Below are 19466 nucleotides of genomic sequence, written 5' to 3'. Positions count from 1 at the left end.
CCGCTATGGCAAAAAAGAAATATCGGTTTTTTGTATTGAGTCCTTGCAAAAAATCCACCTATCAGGAATTTTCTTTTTAGATCAGAACGGGCAAGTCGATTTCTTAACATCTGTAATAGTTATGAGCCTATTATCCTTCGTTCCAAAATATTTTGATTGGTTAAATAACAACGCTCCTCAAGGTGATGCCGAAAAATATCCTGAAACGAATTCGGAATTTGAGAGCTCCATTCCTGGTATTTATATCTCCGGCGATCTAACCGGTATCCCACTTTTAAAATATTCTGTCCAAAGTGGTATTTCTGCCATCCGTAATATTCTACAAAAACCTAAAAAGAAAGCCAAGGGCAACCTTGATGTTTTGATAGTAGGCGCAGGACCTTCAGGAGTTGCTGCAGGAATCGAGGCTAAGAAGAATGGTCTGGATTTTCTTATCTTAGAGGCAAACCAGCCATTTCATACGATCACAAGTTATCCCAAAGGAAAACCAATCTTTGCAGAACCCTCCGATCTGGAAGTTGATTCTCCCATCCAGATCAAAGACACAACTAAGGAAGATCTTTTGGAGTTGCTGGAATCAGTATTAAAAAACCATAAACTCCCAATACTTAATGGGGAGAAGGTAGAATCAATTCTTCCTTCAAAAGGACCTGAATCTGGATTTACAATCCAGACTGAATCAGGTAAAAAATTCAATTCTTCTTATGTTTTACTTGCGATCGGGAAATCAGGAGATAGTAGACGTTTGGGAATCCCGGGAGAAGGTCATGAAAATGTTTTTCATAGATTAATCGATCCGCAAGACTTCCAAGGACAAAACATATTAGTGGTGGGAGGAGGAGACAGCGCTATAGAAGCCGCCTTAACCTTGGTAGATGTTTCTTCTTCCGTTACTCTATCTTATAGAGAGTCTGAAATTTCCAGACCAAAAGAAGAGAACAAACGTAAATTCAAGAAAGCGGTCCAAGAAAATAAGATCCATTTTTTACCGAATTCTTCTCCTGAAAAATTCGAATCTAAACAAGTTTCCCTGAAACAAGGATCTAAATCGAAAAAAGAAAAAATAGATTCTTCTATAGTATTGATTGGTTCGGAGGCACCAATTTCTTTTTTGAAAAAATTAGGAATAAAAATCAGGAATTCATTCAATTCCAAAGAAATCCTTGGATTTGTTTCTTTATTCTCTTTTGCATTATTCTTATACTTCGGAAAGGCATCCTTCTATGCTTCTTATTGGTATTCTTGGGTAGCATTAGCCTCTGGGATTGTATTTGCTCTTTCTTCCATTCGATTTTTATTTTCCAAAGAAACTTTCTCCTATTGGAGATGGAAAACATTCAAAAATCTTTATTTACTTTCCGCAGCAATTTACTTCTCTTCGGTCTATTTATGTGCAAAATACCTGGGATTTTATTTATTCGGAAAATATCCAAACTTTCACTATACTGTTCTCTATTCCACGACCATACTATTTTTCGGGATCAGAAGAATGTGGGTAAGACCCACTCAATACATAAAATTACAGACAACAACTCTGATACTAATTCAGATTTTTCCGCTCTTCTTATTACCTGAGATCATTCTTCCTTTTTTGGGAGATAAAGGATTATTAGGACCTTCTAATGGATTCCTTCTCACTCAAGTTTTCCCAAATGGTGCTTATTGGAAAGCATATGGATTCATTCTTGCCTGGCCCTTGAATATGGGAGTTCTTTATGACGGAGGGATCACTACTTTCTGGCTAGTTTATGGATTTTTAATGAGTTTTGCACTTATACCGTATCTAGTCTATAAATATGGAAAAGGTGCGTATTGTGGATGGATTTGTTCTTGTGGTGGTTTAGCGGAAACCCTTGGTGATGAATATAGGAACAGAATGCCTCACGGGAAATTGGCATATAAATTAGAACATTCGGGTCAATGGATCTTGCTCATAGCCGCGATCCTTACAATTGCAAAACTAATAGGAAGTTCCGCACAAATTTTTTGGCCTTTGGAATATGGCGCAGATTCAGTAAAAGTATATTACGATTTGATTGTGGATCTTGGACTTGGAGGAGTTATAGGAGTCGGGGCTTATTTTATGTTCTCTGGGAGGATATGGTGTAGAATGTTTTGCCCACTTTCTGCACTCATGCATATCTATGCCAAGTTCAGTAAGTTTAGGATCTTCTCAGAGAAAAAGAAATGTATCTCTTGTAATATTTGCACTTCCGTTTGCCACCAAGGTATAGACGTGATGAATTATGCAAACAAGGGAAAACCAATGGACAGCGTCCAATGTGTCAGATGTTCTGCCTGCGTGGTAAATTGCCCCACCCAAGTTCTTTCTTTTGGAAAATTTGAAAAGAGCGAACAGGTATTAGATAAATTAAAAGCAGTTTTATAATCACAACGGATTTTCTTCTTGTCAATTTATTGTGATAGGAGACAATCCCCTGCTTATGAGTTCTTTTCTTACACATGTCCAAGATAGATTAAAAGTCTGCGGTCCATTATCTTATAAAAATATGTTCGGAGGTTTCGGAGTCTATTCCGGAGCTCAAATTTTCGCAATGGTCATCAAAGACCGTTTGTATTTCAGAGTAGGACAATCCAACCAAGCAGAGTACGAATCCGCAGGAATGTCACCGTTTACCTATGCTGGCAAAGACGGAAAACTTGTAAGAGTTTCCTATTGGGAAGTCCCCGAAGAAGTTTTAGAAGATGACGAAGACCTTATTTTCTGGTTCAGAAAATCATTGGCAGAAGCAAACAAAGCTTCTTCTTTAAAAAAGAAAACAGTTCCGAAGAAGAAGATTACAAAATCAAAAGTCTCATCATCCTCTAAGAAGGCAGTCGCAAAGAAAAAAGCAGCTCGCAAAAAAGTGGTTAAACGTATTGTTAAAAAAACAACCACCAAACGTAAAGTCGCGGCAAAAAAGAAGAAGGCCCCTTCCCGCTAAGACCTTCTCTTCTTGAGAAAAATCAAGTCTTCAAAACAAGGTCAAGGTCTATCCATAGTTTTTTCAATTTACTTTATTAAGGCAACTGTTACTCTGGAAGAATGAAATCGAGATCCCTGAAAGTCATGGTGGCCTGTGCCTTACTTTCTATTCTCGTGCCTGCATTTAACTGTGGACCATTCTGTGAGATCGAAGCAAGTGCTTCCGAAACTTCCCCCTGCCATCAGGATCAAAACCGCGATAGCGGTCCTGTATGCGATTGGGATCTTGTTTCTATAAAAAAAGAACTGGAAGACTCTCGTTCGATTCTATCCTTTCCTATCCAAGTTTTTGAACATTTTAGAATGAGTTTTGAAGATCTAATCCAGATCTTATCTTTACATACTCTTCATATCGAATTCGAAAAAATTTCCAGCTCCGAAACACTTACACACCTTTCATTTATCCGAATCCTAATTTAGATCTCACATTATAATTTTCTGTTTTTATAATGTGAGGTTATTGTGCATTTTCGTTATACACTCGTATTTTTATCTTTCTGTGGAATATTCTTCATTCCTGCAATAGCATCGGAGAATGATGCTCAAAAGGAATTAGATCTAAATTCTATCATGGCAATCGCGGAGAAAAATTCTCCTTTGCTAACCGCGATCCATTCCGACTTAGAAAGTCTTTTCTATAAAAGAAGGCAGGAAGGCAAAACCCAGAACCCATCCGTCTATTTCGATTATGGTCAGAGAAAGGCAGCAGACGAATCCGGAGCGGAATATGCCGTTCAAATAGAACAGCCTGTGTATTTTCCCGGCCGGAAGGAACTCAAACAACTTTTGGTGGATAACGATTCCAAGATCAAAGAGATCCAACAGATCGAAGCATATAACTCCATCCGACTCAGTTCCATTAAATTTGCGTATCGCTATCTTGTGGCGGCGGATAAAAAGAACCATGTTAAAGAAAGACTCAAAAGACTTTCCTTGATAGAAAATTATATAAAAGCTAGACCATTCTTCACTCCTCAGGCCAAGACGGATCTGTTTATCATTGAAACCAAAATTTTGGCTCTCAGAAAACATTTTAATGATCTTGAATTGGGAGCCGCTAAAGATTATGAATCTTTAAACTTGTATTTAAGACAAGAATCAATCCCCAATCTGAAAATTCCTTATTTCAAAACTGGAGTGAAGTTCGATCGCAATGAATTAGAAAAAAAGGCAGTTTCACAAAATCCTTCCATTCTTGCTGCTAAAGGAGAATTGAACAAGGCGAGAACAGAACTTAGATTGGCAAACTTGGAAAAATATCCAGATTATTCTATCACTAGTCAAATCGGAGAAGATAAGTCAGGGGTTGCAAACAGATTTTACGATTTTGGATTGAAGTTCCGAATTCCTGTTTGGGACCAATTCCAAAACAAAGTTGCCTCGGCAGAGACTAATATGAAGTCAAAGCAAGACAGGCTAACATATCAGGAAAACTTAATACAAACATCTTTTAATCAGGCATTCTTGGATTACGAACAATCTAAACAAAACCTGAAACTTTATGATCTAACACAGTTAGATCGGATCGACAGAGATCTGAATTTTGCAGATTTGGAGTTCAAAAGAGGAAGGATATTACTCATCAGTTATCTGGAGTTAGAAAATCAACTACACGAGACACATCACGCTGTTCTGGATGCTCAAATCTCTCATTTAGAAAGCCTTCTGAATCTGCTTTATATCACAAACGAAAAAGACATCTTAGGAGTAATGGGCAATGCTAGCCAGACTTTTGAATACCAGCCTAAATAACCCATTCTTATCAGTAGGACTGGTTTCGTTTTTATTAATATTCTCATTTTATACATTAAACGAAGTTCCTATTGACGCGGTGCCGGATATCACAAACGTGCAAGTGATTGTCACGACCAATACAGGCTCCTTGGACCCCGAACAAGTAGAGAAGGTCATAACCTTTCCTTTAGAAACAGAACTTTTAGGACTTCCGAACTTAATAGATGTACGTTCTGTATCCAAATTCGGTTTGTCTAATATATCTTTAATCTTTAAAGAAACAACCGACATCTATCAAGCAAGGGCAATGGTAGCTGAAAGAATTTCCAGCGCAAAGGAGAGGCTTCCACGTGGAATTGCTCCTGTAATCGTTCCCAATACGACAGGTCTTGGAGAGATCTTCTTTTACTCTGTAGAGGCAATCCCTGATTCGGAATTAGACCGAATTCCCGAAGAGAAAAAACTTTTGTTTTTGAGAACCGTTCAGGATTATCTAGTCCGCCCTCAGATCAAAGCAATGGTTCCTGGAATTGTCGAAGTAGATTCCAACGGGGGTTATGAAAAAGAGATCCATATAGATGTCGACCCGAATCGAATGAAACGATGGGGACTTTCTATTGATCAGATTATCCGAGATATTTCTACAATAGGAGAAAGTTTCGGCGGAGGATTCATAGAGAATGCGGGAAAAATTTCTATCGTAAGAGCTTATGGACTCAAAAAAAATCTGAATGAGATCTCAGCAATTTCTGTAAGAAGGACTCTCACAGGTGCATCCGTAAAAGTTTCGGACATAGCAGATGTAAATGAACATGGTACACCAAGACTAGGAGGAGCAAGTTCCAACGGGAAAGAAATTGTTCTTGGAACTGCTTTGATGTTAAAAGGAGAAAACAGTTATAAAGTAAATGAAGATCTCCATAAAGCTATTTCAAATCTAACTCTTCCTGAAAACGTAAGGGTAAGAATTTTATTAGAAAGATCCTTCTTGATACAATCCACTATCAAGACGGTCTTAAAAAACCTGGGAGAAGGTGCGGTCTTAGTTATACTTACACTTTTTCTAATATTATTTAACCTAAGAGCTTCATTGATCGTAGCATTGATCATTCCTGGTTCTATGTTACTCGCTTCTATTTGTATGAGATTTTTCGGAATCTCTGCCAACTTAATGAGTTTAGGAGCGATCGATTTTGGACTACTTGTCGATGCGTCCATAGTAATTACTGAAAATGTTCTCTCTAAATTTGAAACAGGAAAGTTTACGAACAAAGAAGAAAAACGTAAAGTCATCCTGGATTCTTCCTTAGAAGTTTTAAAGCCTGTATCCTTCGGGATTTTAGTGATCATGTTAGTCTACGTTCCTATTCTCACTCTAGACGGAATTCCTGGAAGAATGTTCCGACCTATGGCGGAGACAGTATTACTTGCTTTAGGATTTAGCTTATTCTTAGCGGTGTTCCTTCTCCCTCCTCTTTTGTATTTTTTTCTTTCACCCAAAAACTTAGGAGCACACAGCAAGAAGAAGGATAGCAAGATTGTAAATTGGTACGCGGAAAAATTGCCTAAGATTTTAGATCAACCTCGCAAGATCATTATATATTCTTTAATATTTTTCGTCGTTACACTTCTTATATACTTCAGAATGGGAACAGTATTCCTCCCTAAATTAACTGAAGGCGATCTAATGTTGGTGATCGTTCGAAATGGAAACACAGGATTAGAAGAAAGTTTAAGAGAACAAAAAGAATTAGAACTTTTTCTTGGAAAAATGCCAGAAGTGGAAAGCGTATTTTCCAGGATCGGAACAAGTTCAGTTGCAAACGATCCAATGGGTCCATTCAATGCTGACACATTCATTATCTTAAAAAAGGAACTTCTTTCAGATCTTTTAGAAAAAAATACCTGGGGAAATTTTTTAGACAGAATAGAGGCATCCGTAAAGGAAAAATTCCCAGAATCTGAACTTACCTTAAGTCAACCTTTAGAAGCCAGATTCAACGAATTACTGGAAGGAAGTAGAGCAGATATCAGCGTACGGATCTTAGGAAAGGATCTAAACGTTTTACTCCAATTACAAGAAGAGTTAAAAAGTACTTTGGAGAAAATCCCGGGCGCCGCAGAAGTCGAATTGGATCCCATAATGGCATTAAGAAAATCGAATGTAATTGATGTGATCCCCGACAGTACAAAACTCAAATATTATAATATATCCTTACCTCTATTTAACTCAGTCTTAGAAAGTTCTATGAGTGGTTTCGAATTAGGAGGGTTCTATGAAGAAGAAGTTAGATTCCCAATTAAAATCAGGCTCTCAGAAGAATTTCGGAACAGAGAATCTGAAATAGGAGATATTAACGTAGGAACGGAAGATGGAGGAACAGTACCTATCCGGCTTTTAGCTTCCATCCAAAAAAGAGAGAAGGTAATGACCATCTCCAGAAATAAATCCAGAAGATTTGTAGCGGTTTCCGTAAACTTAAGAGGAAGAGATCTAGAAGGATTTTATAAAGATGCCAAATCGAAAGTCTCTGAATTAAAAATCCCTAACGGATATTCCATTTTTTGGGGTGGGCAAATAGAAAATCTTTCGCAGGCAAAAGAAAAACTTGGAGTGATAATTCCTGCAACGTTGTTCATGATATTCACTGTTCTTTATCTTGGACTCAGATCTATCAAACAAGCACTACTAGTATTCTTCTGTGTTCCATTCGCTTTAACAGGCGGGATTTGGTTTCTCTTCTTAAGAGGAATGAACCTAAGTGTGTCTGCATTTGTAGGGTGTATCGCTCTCTCCGGGATCGCGGTTTTAAATGGACTCGTAAAATTATACACGATCGACCGGATCCGAGAAGAAAGTAAACTGAGCGTCAGAGAGGCAGTATTAGAAGGTGCGGTCAGCAGAATCCGACCGGTTGTCATGACCGCGTTAGTCGCATCTTTCGGATTTATTCCTATGGCATTTGGAACAGGGTTGGGAGCAGAAGTACAAAAACCTCTGGCGACAGTAGTCATCGGAGGAATTTTTTCTTCCACAATACTTACACTGGTATTATTACCTGCATTCTACTATTGGTTAGAAAAAGAATAAGTCTCGTTCATCAACCTGCTGCCCTTAATCAGGCAGCAACAGCCTGTAATTTTTTCTTAAGAACTGTTGCGGCTAATGCATATCCTCCGCCTGCTCCATCTATAAAATGAACTTCTCTTTCTGTTCCTGCATGTAATAAGCAAGTCATTAAGGCTCTGTCAGAAATATGGATACCAAAATGTAATTTGCCGGACTTCTCCGCTTCGTCCAGGCTGGACTCTAATTTTTTTCGATCCATAGTATCCGTTGCGAATACCATTTTGAAAGTCCCATCGAATTTTCTGGAATCGGAAGAGATAATCTGATAATTCTTTAACCTATTCAATTTGTAATGAAACGCTTTTAAAGGAAGATTCCATCGGATTGCAAGCTCAGCGCCGTAAGTCTCGAATTTGATCTTCCATAGATACAATTTTTTTAATATACTATTTCCTTTAGACGAAGCAGTAGCTTCCTTATTCAAAGCAGAAGAGGAATGTTCTATCACCAAATTTTCTTCTCTTAAAGGATGATATTCCCTTTCAGAACCATACAAAGAGTCAATCATAGACAATAGACCAGAAAGAGTTTTTGTAGCTTCCGCATCGGAATCCGAATTGATCTTTACAATAAGTGAAACCATCTCTCCCTTCGGACTTTGTATATCTTTCCATCTGCATGTAAAACCGGAAAAATCGGCACGAATCTTGGGAATATAAGAATTATCTGTTAGATATTTGGAGTTCGGCTCTTTGATTTTATTCTCCGCGTAAGCTACGCCAGTTCCGCCTAAAACAGCCTGAGTATAATGTTTAGAGATCCTAAGCTTAGCCATAGTCAGACTATAACCTGCCTCATAAATCGCGGAAACAGGTACGAATCCGATCCGAAGATCCAAGTTAAAGTAGTCTCTTACAAATTCTCTTGTATCGGCAAGGATATCTTGGATCTCCTTCAATCGCGAACTAGGGAGTAGAATAGTCACCCCATCTCCTCCGAAGAAAAATGGAAACTCCATATCCTTCAGAAGATTCGTGATCCCCATCAACGTCAATCCCCCAGCCATATTTACATCTTTGTATCTACCTTCTAAAATCGCTTCCGTAGATTTTACTATGTCAGTTACGATCACGATCCAATCATCCGGAACCTTTCTATAATGTTTACTATCAGTAACTTCTGAAAATTGGGAAATCTCAGGAAGCTCCTTATAAAAGTTTGTGGTAGAATGTGATAGGATATTCATTAGGTGGCCTACCGAACTTTGACTGTCTATTCTTCCAAAAGGCAATGCTTTTTTCCAACTCGTAATATTTGATTTGGGAATAGTGGATGCAAAAGCCTTTCAAAAAGGTTCGCATGGCAAAACCGCTTGATTAGAACAAATTAAAATGAAGGCTCCAAAAGAAAACGAACCCCAAATAATAACTTCTTCTTCCGAACTGCAAACTAAGATCTTGGAAAAAGGAAGGGAATTATTTCGTTTAAGCGATTCCTTTGAAGATGGTTTTTTTAGCTCATACAGATTATTTTCCAAAAGCCTTTCATTCTTAGATAACCGCCCTCTTTTAAAATTGCAGGCATTTAGGTTTGCAGATCTATTCCCAAGTTTGAACTCCCTTTCGTCTATCTCTCGTTATATCCAGATCTACTTTGTTGAAACTCCTACAGAACTCCCGAAATGGATTTTGATAATTCTTTCCATATTCTTATCAAATCGAATAAGCTCCATCTTAGTTGCATTAGGTGCCAAGATCGGAATCAGACTCACTGCAAAATTTTTTATATTAGGAAGAACCTACGGTTCTGATCGCAAAAAGATCATAAAAAGATATAAAAATGGAATCTGCTCCACCATTGATATATTAGGGGAAGCAGTACTTTCCGAAAAAGAAGCAGAACGTTATATCTCTGAATATTTACTTTTATTAGAAGAAATTTCCAAAGACAGAGAACTTTTAAAGATACGCAGCTCCAATTTTCCCGGAGAACCTACGGGGAATATTTCCGTAAAATGTTCATCTCTCTATTCTCAATTGGATCCTCTCGCACATGAATCTTCTGTACTTCATTTAATGGACAAATTAAGACCGATCCTTCGTTCTGCTGTTTCTAAAAATATTTTTATCAATCTAGATATGGAACAATATGATACAAAGGACATCATAATGGACACAGCATTCAGGATTTTCGCAGAAACAGAATTTCAAGATTATCCGCATTTCGGCATCGTGGTCCAAGCATATCTAAAAGCCTCTCAAAAAGACCTACAAAGAGTAATAGAATATTCTAAAAAACGAAAATACCCTTTGACCGTTCGTTTGGTAAAAGGTGCTTATTGGGAATACGAAATGACCCAATCCGCTCAAAAAGGGTGGGATCCTCCGGTTTATCTCATAAAGTCCGATACTGATAGAAATTATGAAGAATGTTCCGAACTCTTACTTAGCTCCTTCCCTCATATAAGACCTGCATTCGGTTCTCATAATATAAGAAGTCTCTCTTCAGCATTTGTCAAAGCGGAAAAATATTCGGTCCCGGAAACTTTCTTTGAAGTGCAGATGTTGTACGGGATGGGGAACTCCTATAAGCAAGCAATTCGTAGCTTAGGAATTTCAGTTAGAGAATACTCTCCTATTGGAGAAGTAATCCCCGGAATGGCTTACCTAGTAAGAAGGTTGCTTGAAAATTCCACTAACGAAGGCTTTTTAAAAAACATTAATGCGAATAGTAAAGATAGGGAACGATTATTGTATCTGGAGAATCCGAAATCAAAATGAACTATCATAATAATTCAATTTTTCAAAACGAAACCCTAAGAGATTTTTCTAAAGAAGAAGAAAGATCCATCTTAAGTAAAGGATTCGTTTCAATCAGAAAAGAATTCCCGATACAAGTTTGTCCGATCATCTCCGGAAAAGTAAAAAAAACTTCTTTTGTAGTTACAACTTTCAACCCAGCGAATACGTCAGAAAAAATCGCGGAGATACATTACGCTTCCATAACAGACGCCGAAGAAGCTGTAATAAACTCAGTCCAATTTTTTGAAACTTGGAAAAGTATGAAACCCGAGATCAGGATCGGATTCTTAAAGAAAGCAGCCAATATTCTACGCTCTCGAAAAACAGAACTCACTGTATTAATATCTTTAGAAGTAGGGAAAGGGATCAAGGATATAGACGCGGAAATTGCGGAAGCAATCGACTTCTGTGAATTTTATGCGAAAGAAGCTGAGACTATTTTTCAACCTAGAAGAAGAGATCTTTTGGGAGAAGAGAATATCTACACATACATACCAAGGGGAGTCACATTGGTAGTCTCTCCCTGGAATTTTCCTTTGGCAATCCTTTGCGGAATGACTGTGGCTCCTTTAGTTGCAGGAAACCCGGTCATTATGAAGCCAGCAGAACAATCTTCCGCGATTGCATTCAAACTTTTTAATATATTAATAGAAGCAGGAATTCCCTCTTCGGCGCTCCATTTTTTACCTGGCAAAGGAGAAGAGATCGGAGCTTATTTTGTCAAACATCCAGAAATTCATACCATTAATTTTACAGGCTCCAGGGCAGTTGGATTAGGAATGATCAAAGAAGCAGCTTCCCAAAATCTAAAATTCGTTAAGAAGGTAGTTGCCGAGATGGGTGGCAAAAACGCACTAATCGTCGATGAAGATGCAGATCTGGATGAGGCAGTGATAGCATCTATACAATCTGCATTCGGATTTCAGGGACAAAAATGTAGCGCACTTTCTCGAATTATACTTTTGGAATCTAAATACGACACATTCAAAAATAGATTTATGGATGCATTACAATCTCTAAAACCTGGATTACCGGAAGATCCTTCCGTAAAAGTTGGACCAGTAATCGACTCAGAATCTAAAATAAGATTGGATGGAATTGCCTCTCAGTTTTCTTCTAAAGTCCTAAGCAAACTTAAAATAGAAGAAAACCAAAAACATTCAGGCCATTTCGTAGAACCTATCGTTTTTGAAAGTGAAGATCCTTCTTCTCCTTTAGGGCAAACTGAATTTTTCGGACCTTATGTTACTTTATTCAAAGCCAAAAATTTTGAAGACGCTATTAAGATAGCGAATAACGTAGATTATGCTCTTACTGGCGGGATCTTTTCGAGAAACCCGAATAACATTCAATATGCAAAAGAAAAATTTGAAGTCGGGAACCTGTATATCAACAGAGGGATTACTGGAGCAGTCGTAGACAGACAACCTTTCGGGGGCTATAAACTTTCTGGTGTAGGAGCAAAAGCGGGTGGTCCAGATTATCTAAAACAATTTGTAGAACCGATCAGTATCACTGAAAATACAATGAGAAGAGGGTTTATTCCGGAAACTTAGGACCTTCTTCTTTTTTTCTTGATTCTATTCGTAAGATGCCCTTCAATTAGGACCCCCGGATTCGCATATGAAGATCGTCTTATTACACGGAATGTGGTCTAGACCCGACACTCTAGACTCAGTTAGAAAAGTATTAGAAGAAAAAGGTCACGAAGTTTTTGCTCCTACGTTACCATTTCATGTATTAAATAAACCACCTGATCCAGCATTAGGAAAGTATAGACTAGTCGACTACGTTGAATTTTTAAAAAAGGAAATTCAAAACAAAGGTTGGAACAAACCTACATTAATCGGACACTCTATGGGGGGATGGTTAGCACAAGCATTAGCTGCAGAAGGTTTTGCTTCCAGAATCGTATTATTTGCTCCAGCCGCTCCCTCTGGAATTTTTCCACTCGGACCCTCGCCTTTATATACTTTATTGGAAGTTCCGTTTCGCTGGAAATTTTGGGCTAAACCATTCAAACCAACCTACCGTGGGGCAAATTTCGGATTATTCAATCGAATTCCAAAAGATAAAAGGAAAGAATATTATACTTCTTTAAATTATGAATCGGGAAGAGCACTTTTCGAGTTAGCATTCTGGTTTTTCGATCCTTATAAAGGAAGCAAAATCCAAGCAGAAAAAGTCAATTGTCCCGTTCTAGTCTTGGCTGGGGAGAAGGATAGGATCATCCCCATACGAGTCACAAAGGCAGTCGCGAGAAGATACGAAAACTCGGAATTTGTTGCCTTGCCTAACCATGCTCATTGGCTCACAGACGAACCCGGTAAGGAAAAAATTTTTGAGATCATGTTCGATTGGCTAAAACAAAACAGCTAAAACGATCAAAAAAATCGTGCGTCGGCCGTTATTAATAAGAAATACATATCCGGAGAAATATTAATGAAAGAAGAGATCGGAACATTCGTAAAAACTGCAGTCAAAAGTTCTGCAAAAATATTTTTACTCTCTTCCATAGCACTCTTTCTAGGTTTTATTTTTAATCTATTTCTATTAGCCTTCTGTTTTCCTGAAATGAAAAGTATAGCCTCCAACTTAGGACCAATGCCTATCGCTAGAGCAGGAGGGATAGGGGCGATACTTGCATTAATCGTAATAGTCTTAGAGTTATGGCCGATCGTTTTATTAGTAATCGGATTTGCATTTATATTCCCTTTCCTATACTTCCTCGGGATCAAAAAATATCTTTTAGGAAGAGAATTAGGCAATCTAGTTTCAGAGAACAAAGCCTGGTTCACTGATAATATCTCAAAAACTCTCTCAGAAATGATCAAAAAAAGAGTTGGGTCTGAAAAGATTGATAATTGGGGTAAGTTTATCTCTTCTAAACTTAAAGATCTGCCAACGTTTTTACAGGAGAAGGAAAACTTACCTAAGGTTCTTCGATTCATTCTACAAACCTTCTTAAAAAAGATCAGAATCGCTGAATTCGCAGAAGAAGTGGCAGCCGCTTATGAGCAAAAAGGAACTCAAGACATTTCAGTCTTAGAAGAGATCGTAAAGGTTAGCTTAAACAAGGCGATAGACAAACAAATGGAACCTTCTCCTCCATTATTTTTCTATATAGTATTTGGAGCAAATTTCGGGATCTTTTTGCTTATCAAAATTTTCGTTTAAATACCTAATTAATCGTAACGATTTCAAGATGGGACGAACTTTAATTTAATTCTTCTCGGTTCTCGTATATGAAAGAGTTAAAACTTCTTCTTCTATTCTTATTTTTTTCCTGTTGCAGCAGTTATGAAGAAATGAGTATGGAAGAAGATAAAGCCTTTCAAAAACTCAAAGAATCCGACACTAACTACCGAGAATATTTAATCCAAAACAAAAAAGAAGAAGATATTGTTCATTGGGTGAGCACTGGATGCAAACCAGATAAGAACAAAATTCTAATATTTATTCATGGATCTCCTGGAACATGGTCAAATTATCTCAGATACTTAAAAGATCCTGAATTATTAAGAATTTATTGTATGCTTGGATTAGATCGCCCGGGTTTCGGAAAATCCACAGGAGCAGCTGCAGACGTAAACACTCAAGCGGAAATAATTTTAGAAACACTATTAAAACTTCCAGAAATACAAAAAGGAAAAAAATCGATTTCTATATTAGGACATTCTTATGGGGGACCAGTTGCAGCAAGAATGGCCTCAATATCTCCTCAAAAATTTCAATATTTGTTTTTATTAGCGGCCGCAATGGATCCTGAAACGGAAGAAATCAAATGGTATAATAAAGTCGCTGATACCTGGATCGCGAGTTGGATCTTACCAAAAGAATGGATTCATAGCAATTCGGAAATGTTACCTTTAAAGGGACAGTTAATAGATTTAGTTGCAGAATGGAAAAAAATAAAAGCTACAACAATTGTAGTCCAAGGAGAGAAAGATGGACTCGTAGATCCCAAAAATCTTGAATTTGTTCAGAAAAATTTTACTACAAAAACAAAAACATATCTACTTTCCAGAGAAGGGCATTTCCTGCCCTGGAAAAACTACGATCTAATTCATAATTTATTAATAGAGTTCTCCGACTAAGTTAAACTTCTAAAACTAAATTTTTCCCGAGATATTTTGCGTATACTTCGGTCGCTTCTTTCAGTTTCTTTTTGAAATTAGCATTTAGCGATTTATATGGATTCAATTTTAAGATAACATCTTCCTTTTTAAATTCTCTTTGCCAGATTCCACTCACCCAACCATTCATTACCAATATGGGCCTAAAAAGATCATCCGCGGGAGTTAAAAGTCTCTTGGGCGGAGGATCCATACAATCCTTACGATCAGTATAAGCTAATAAGAACTCATCAAATGCAGGAAGAAGAAATAATGTATCTGAACCCTTGTCGATTAGATCCATCTTCTTGGGAATATAGTAAGTCTGATCTTCTTTTTGAAAACTGGTCAATGTAGAGCCTAAACTTTCTATACCGGCCTTTGCGTCCTTTACGCTCAAACCAGACCACCATACAAAGTCTGGCAAGGTAGCAGGAGCCCTAGTATCAAAGTATTTTTTAGTAATTTCATAAAGAGCCTCTTCTTTTGGCTTTTGAATTCTTTTGATCTTTGGAATCCATTCTTCTAATAATGCGTAAGTAAAATCTTTTTCCCTTCTCGGGCCAAAACAAATCAAACCTTCCAAGCCAGCTCTTTGCAGAATATGAGATAATCTGGTAGTATTTGTGATAATTCCTGATCTTTCTAAAATAGAAGAAATTTCTTTTCTGGTAAGGAAGGTTTGGTTAGAAAGATTTTTAGAAAGAATCGAATAACATTTTTTTAATACTTTAGGATCTAATTCTATCTTTTTGTAATGAGCTGCGTTTTTAGAGATGGTAGGTGGGCCTAGTAAATCCAATAACCAATAAATATCCTTGGCAGAAACAACATGTAATGTCCCTCTCAAGGGCCAAGATCTAATGATCTTTTTCTCCAGAAAGGCGGACTCAATATCTTCTTCCTTCAGACCTGGGGTTCTAAGTCCTATTGCCCATTTAGAAGCAGCATAGTCTTGTCCTTGGATAGCGCCCAAATCCTCTACAACCTTTTCCGGAGATGAGAATCTAGGATTCAAAACATGCAGATGTTTCAGTCTTGTTAATGCGATATTCACGTAAGTGTATTAATCTATAAAATATAGATTTTCGGGAATCATTTTACCAATTCATAAAACAAACCGACGTAGGTATCGATAGTAATTATTTTTACTGGCATAAAGGCTTTTCTTAATAGAATGATGAAAAATACTACCTATACGAACTAGTAAATGAATCATTACAAAGTTTATGGCGGAAGCTCTTAAGAATTTTTACGATGACAAGGCTCTCTTGGAGATAGGTACTCAATTCTCAAAGGTATTATCTTCGAAACGACCTCAAGATTGGGTCCAAGAGATCAAACGTAAAGATTGGAAGACATTAGAACTCAAACAAAGGATCAAAAGAATTGCGGAGGTCTTATCAAACTCCCTCCCTAAACCATTTCCAAAAGCAGTTTCTCCTCTATTAGATATTTCGAAAGTTCTGGAAGAAAAATTTTCAGGCACAGAAAGGTTTTATATCATCTTCTTGGGAGAGACAGTCGAAATCGCAGGCATTGATTATCCAGAGGAATCCCTATATTGTATGGAAAAGATCACACAGATTATTTCCTGCGAATTCGCTATTCGCGAGTTTTTGATCCGATATCCAGATATCACGTGGAAAAAAATGTTAGAGTGGTCTAAACATTCTCACCCGGGGACAAGAAGGTTAGCAAGTGAAGGATCTCGCCCTAGATTGCCATGGGGAAAAGGAATCCCAGGATTAAAAAATGATCCTAAAAAAACCCTCTCCATTTTGGAAAATTTAAAAAAAGATCCGGATGAAGTAGTACGCAGAAGTGTAGCCAACCATCTGAACGATATTTCTAAAGATCATCCGGATTTAGTGATATCTATTGCAAAAAAATGGATGGGTAAATCGAAAAATACAGATCTTCTATTAAAGCATGCACTAAGGGGTTTGTTAAAACAGGGCAACTCAGACACACTTTCTATCTTTGGGTTTTCTAAAAGTAAATCTGCTAAAATTTCCAGGTTGGAATTTCAACCAAAGATCGTAGAGATCGGAAAACATCTGTCCTATCGGTTTGAAATGAAGTCCGAAGCAAAAGAAACAACATTATACAGATTAGAATCTAAGATCCATTATCTTAAATCTTCTGGAAAATTTTCCATAAAAGTATTTCAGATAGAAGAAAGAGAATTTTCCCCCAAAGAAACAAAAGTTTATGAAAGAAAACAAACTTTTCAGCAAATGACTACCAGAACACATTTCCCTGGAATCCATAAACTGGAAATCATTGTGAATGGGGAGACAAAAGCAACGGCAGAATTCAAAGTTTCTTACCCGAAATCTTCCAAAGGCAATAAACGTTAAGTTATTCTCAAATAAACTTTTCAGTTTTTTGAAATTCTCTCATTTCATATTTCCAAACAGCTCGTAAAATAATAAGGGTGAACTAAGATCAACATATGAATCTATTATTACCTGTTATCTTTGCACTGCTCTCCGGGTTCGCGATGTCTATACAACCAGGCATCAACTCCATATTAGGAAAAAATATTGAAAACCCGTGGCTTGCTTCTACGATTTCATTTTTCGTAGGAACTATCGCACTAGGTATCATCACATTTGCCTTAGGAGAAATGAAATCCACTTCATTCATACTACAAACAATCAAGGAACAACCTTGGTGGATCTGGATCGGGGGATTTTTAGGAGCAATTGTAGTTACCTCTTCTTTGGTTTTCGCACCGAAGTTAGGAGCCACAAGTTGGATCGCGTTATTCTTATTAGGCCAAGTGGTAACTTCTATTCTATTAGAAAAATGGGGAGTATTAGGATTTCCCGAAAAACCGATTTCAGTTCAAAAAATGATCGGCTTAGGACTGTTGGTTTTGAGTGCGTGGTTGGTTAGGAAAGGCTGATAATTATTCGAAATGCCGCGGTAGTGATGCGAAGGACTTTAGTCCGGGCGAAAGCCCGGATGAGCGATAGCGAATCCGTAGCAGCACGCCCCCCGCGAAGCGGGCGGGACCGCCCAAATAATCATAAAAAAGAAAATTATCTTTTCTTAATAATCTTCATCGGACCAGCCGACATCCTTGAGGAAATCTTCATAGGATCCGTCAAAAATTCGGATCGTGTCATTATCAAAAACGATCAACTTGGTAGCGACGGCTTTAAGATGCATCTCATTGTGAGTGACCATGATGAGAGAACCTTCAAACTCATCAATAGCCTCGATCAAAGCATCACAAGATTGCATGTCCAAGTGGTTGGTAGGCTCATCTAAAAAGAGGAGATGGCAAGGAGTTACTAATATTTTTCCAAGCATCACCCTACTCTTCTCGCCACCCGAAAGGACTTTGATCTTTTTCAAAGACATATCGTCTGAGAACATCAATCCACCCGCGATAGTTCTTGCGAGCCATTCGGTGCATGATTTATCTGCACTCATAATTTCTTCGGTGACAGTCGCGTTCTCGTTCAGATTCAATTTATTCGTCTGACCGAAATAACCTTCTTTTAATGCAGGATGTTTTTGAATTTTTCCGGCACTTGGTTGTAGTTCCCCTGCGAGAAGTTTTAGAAGAGTGGACTTACCCTTACCATTTTTACCAATAATACAAATCCGATCTCTTTTACCAACGCTCAAAGAAAAATCGGAAATTAAAAAGGGTTCCTGTCCTGAATAAGAAAAAGAAATATTTTCCGCAGACAACATCTGGCTTGCGGCGAAAGGTGCGGAGTTAAAGTATAATTCTAAACTTTCAATTTCTTCTAACGCCTTCATCTCACCTTGCTTTTCCAGTTTTTTCACTCTGGACTGAGCGCGACTTGCAAAACTTGCCTTCGCTTTAAATCGAGCGATAAAGACCTCTTCTTGTTTTCTTTTTTTCGCCTCGTTCAAACGAGTCCTTTCATAAATTTCTTCGGCCTGATTGATCTGATTATAAAGTTTATCAGTATCACCTTGGACCTTGATCGCTTTAGTACGATGTATCGCTGCAGTATGAGTCACCACACTATCCATAAAACTTCTATCGTGAGTGACTAAAATGATCTCGCCTTCCCACTCTCGTAGGAATTCCTCTAACCAACGAATCGTAACAATATCCAAATAGTTGTTCGGCTCGTCTAACATAAGTAAGTCGGGACCGGACACTAAAAGTTTTGCTAAATTCATTCGGATCTGATAACCGCCCGAAAATTCTTCGGGACTTCTTTCCAGATCAGCTTCTGAAAAACCTAAACCTGACAAAATTTTTTCAACCTGCCAAGTCTCGTATTCTTCACCTTCAGGAAGACCAAGCGCGCATTCTTCCAACACAGTAGGTTTAGTAAATTTCAAGTGCTGCTGTAAATGTCCGATCTTATAACCCTTTGGAAAAGTGATAGTTCCAGAATCCGGTTCCACATTCCCCAAAATCATCTGAAACAAAGTAGACTTACCGTGACCATTTCGCCCGACAAGACCCAATTTTTCGCCCCGATTTAAACTCAGATTCAGATCATCGAACAATAAGTTAGAAGTATAAGATTTATGAAGATTAGAAATTTTGATCATCTTTAAGTGCGCTCTTTATAAACCAAAGTTTTCCAAGGGTCCAAGATTTCACCTAAAATTGACGTAGGAATTCCAACAGATATAAGGATTCGGACGTTTCCCGCGAGCAGGAGTTCCTACAACGCAGACTCTTTCGTGAGAAACCTCGCGGGCCGGGCTACTCCAGGCTTCGCTATCGCTTCGGACGCCTCGCCTTTCGGCTC

15 protein-coding genes are annotated in these 19466 nt (G+C 37.9%); 12 read left to right on the top strand and 3 right to left on the bottom strand.

What is annotated here, in order from left to right; translation table 11 throughout:
• Nucleotides 1-121: 121 nt before the first annotated feature.
• The 5 genes from B1C82_RS02160 (at nt 122) to B1C82_RS02140 (ending at nt 7811) form a co-directional block, all read left to right on the top strand.
• The gene (locus tag B1C82_RS02160; protein WP_086445984.1) at nt 122-2389 is read left to right on the top strand and encodes an NAD(P)-binding domain-containing protein; all 2268 of its coding nucleotides are present in this window, start codon (nt 122-124) and stop codon (nt 2387-2389) included.
• Between the two features lie 55 nt (nt 2390-2444).
• On the top strand, nt 2445-2945 hold the full coding sequence (locus B1C82_RS02155) for a TfoX/Sxy family protein (protein WP_086445983.1): 501 nt from the start codon (nt 2445-2447) through the stop codon (nt 2943-2945).
• 101 nt (nt 2946-3046) lie between these two features.
• Nucleotides 3047-3406, top strand: coding sequence for a hypothetical protein (locus B1C82_RS02150; RefSeq protein WP_234008514.1), 360 nt, complete (start codon nt 3047-3049; stop codon nt 3404-3406).
• Between the two features lie 42 nt (nt 3407-3448).
• On the top strand, nt 3449-4738 hold the full coding sequence (locus B1C82_RS02145; RefSeq protein ID WP_234008515.1) for a TolC family protein: 1290 nt from the start codon (nt 3449-3451) through the stop codon (nt 4736-4738).
• Nucleotides 4704-7811, top strand: coding sequence for an efflux RND transporter permease subunit (locus B1C82_RS02140; protein WP_086445982.1), 3108 nt, complete (start codon nt 4704-4706; stop codon nt 7809-7811). The genes B1C82_RS02145 and B1C82_RS02140 overlap by 35 nt, the downstream gene beginning before the upstream one ends.
• A gap of 28 nt (nt 7812-7839) precedes the next feature.
• Here the strand turns inward: B1C82_RS02140 and B1C82_RS02135 are convergent, their stop codons facing one another.
• Entirely contained in the window at nt 7840-9036 is a 1197-nt protein-coding gene (locus tag B1C82_RS02135; protein ID WP_086445981.1) for a DUF3095 domain-containing protein, read from the bottom strand.
• A 145-nt stretch (nt 9037-9181) separates the two neighbouring features.
• Here B1C82_RS02135 and B1C82_RS02130 point away from each other — a divergent pair, with 145 nt between their 5' ends.
• From B1C82_RS02130 to B1C82_RS02110, 5 genes are all read left to right on the top strand, one after another.
• Complete coding sequence (locus B1C82_RS02130; protein ID WP_086445980.1) at nt 9182-10570, top strand: proline dehydrogenase family protein; 1389 nt, start codon at nt 9182-9184, stop codon at nt 10568-10570.
• The gene (locus B1C82_RS02125; protein WP_086445979.1) at nt 10567-12147 is read left to right on the top strand and encodes an aldehyde dehydrogenase family protein; all 1581 of its coding nucleotides are present in this window, start codon (nt 10567-10569) and stop codon (nt 12145-12147) included. Before B1C82_RS02130 ends, B1C82_RS02125 begins: the two co-directional genes overlap by 4 nt.
• Nucleotides 12148-12214: 67 nt before the next feature.
• Nucleotides 12215-12970 (top strand): alpha/beta hydrolase, encoded by a 756-nt coding sequence (locus tag B1C82_RS02120; RefSeq protein WP_086445978.1) that lies wholly within the window; start codon nt 12215-12217, stop codon nt 12968-12970.
• Nucleotides 12971-13033: 63 nt separating this feature from the next.
• Nucleotides 13034-13768 carry a hypothetical protein gene (locus B1C82_RS02115; RefSeq protein WP_086445977.1) on the top strand — a complete coding sequence of 245 codons (735 nt, stop codon included), beginning with the start codon at nt 13034-13036 and terminating at the stop codon, nt 13766-13768.
• A gap of 68 nt (nt 13769-13836) precedes the next feature.
• Nucleotides 13837-14688 carry an alpha/beta fold hydrolase gene (locus B1C82_RS02110; RefSeq protein WP_086445976.1) on the top strand — a complete coding sequence of 284 codons (852 nt, stop codon included), beginning with the start codon at nt 13837-13839 and terminating at the stop codon, nt 14686-14688.
• Nucleotide 14689: 1 nt separating this feature from the next.
• Here B1C82_RS02110 and B1C82_RS02105 read toward each other — a convergent pair whose 3' ends face one another.
• Nucleotides 14690-15763, bottom strand: a complete 1074-nt coding sequence (locus tag B1C82_RS02105) for a winged helix DNA-binding domain-containing protein (RefSeq protein ID WP_086445975.1) — start codon at nt 15761-15763, stop codon at nt 14690-14692.
• 172 nt (nt 15764-15935) lie between these two features.
• Here B1C82_RS02105 and B1C82_RS02100 point away from each other — a divergent pair, with 172 nt between their 5' ends.
• Together B1C82_RS02100 and B1C82_RS02095 are read left to right on the top strand one after the other, a co-directional pair.
• Nucleotides 15936-17069: a DNA alkylation repair protein gene (locus tag B1C82_RS02100; RefSeq protein WP_086445974.1), complete on the top strand. Its 1134-nt coding sequence runs from the start codon at nt 15936-15938 to the stop codon at nt 17067-17069.
• A 95-nt stretch (nt 17070-17164) separates the two neighbouring features.
• A complete protein-coding gene (locus B1C82_RS02095) occupies nt 17165-17620 on the top strand; it encodes a DMT family transporter (RefSeq protein ID WP_086445973.1) in 456 nt (151 codons plus the stop codon).
• Between the two features lie 146 nt (nt 17621-17766).
• Here B1C82_RS02095 and B1C82_RS02090 read toward each other — a convergent pair whose 3' ends face one another.
• Nucleotides 17767-19263, bottom strand: coding sequence for an ABC-F family ATP-binding cassette domain-containing protein (locus B1C82_RS02090; RefSeq protein ID WP_086445972.1), 1497 nt, complete (start codon nt 19261-19263; stop codon nt 17767-17769).
• Nucleotides 19264-19466 lie beyond the last annotated feature (203 nt).

It is taken from the genome of Leptospira venezuelensis, from assembly GCF_002150035.1.
Lineage (GTDB): Bacteria > Spirochaetota > Leptospiria > Leptospirales > Leptospiraceae > Leptospira_B > Leptospira_B venezuelensis.
Note: the sequence above shows the minus strand (reverse complement) of the source record. Positions and strands in the feature narration are given on the sequence as shown.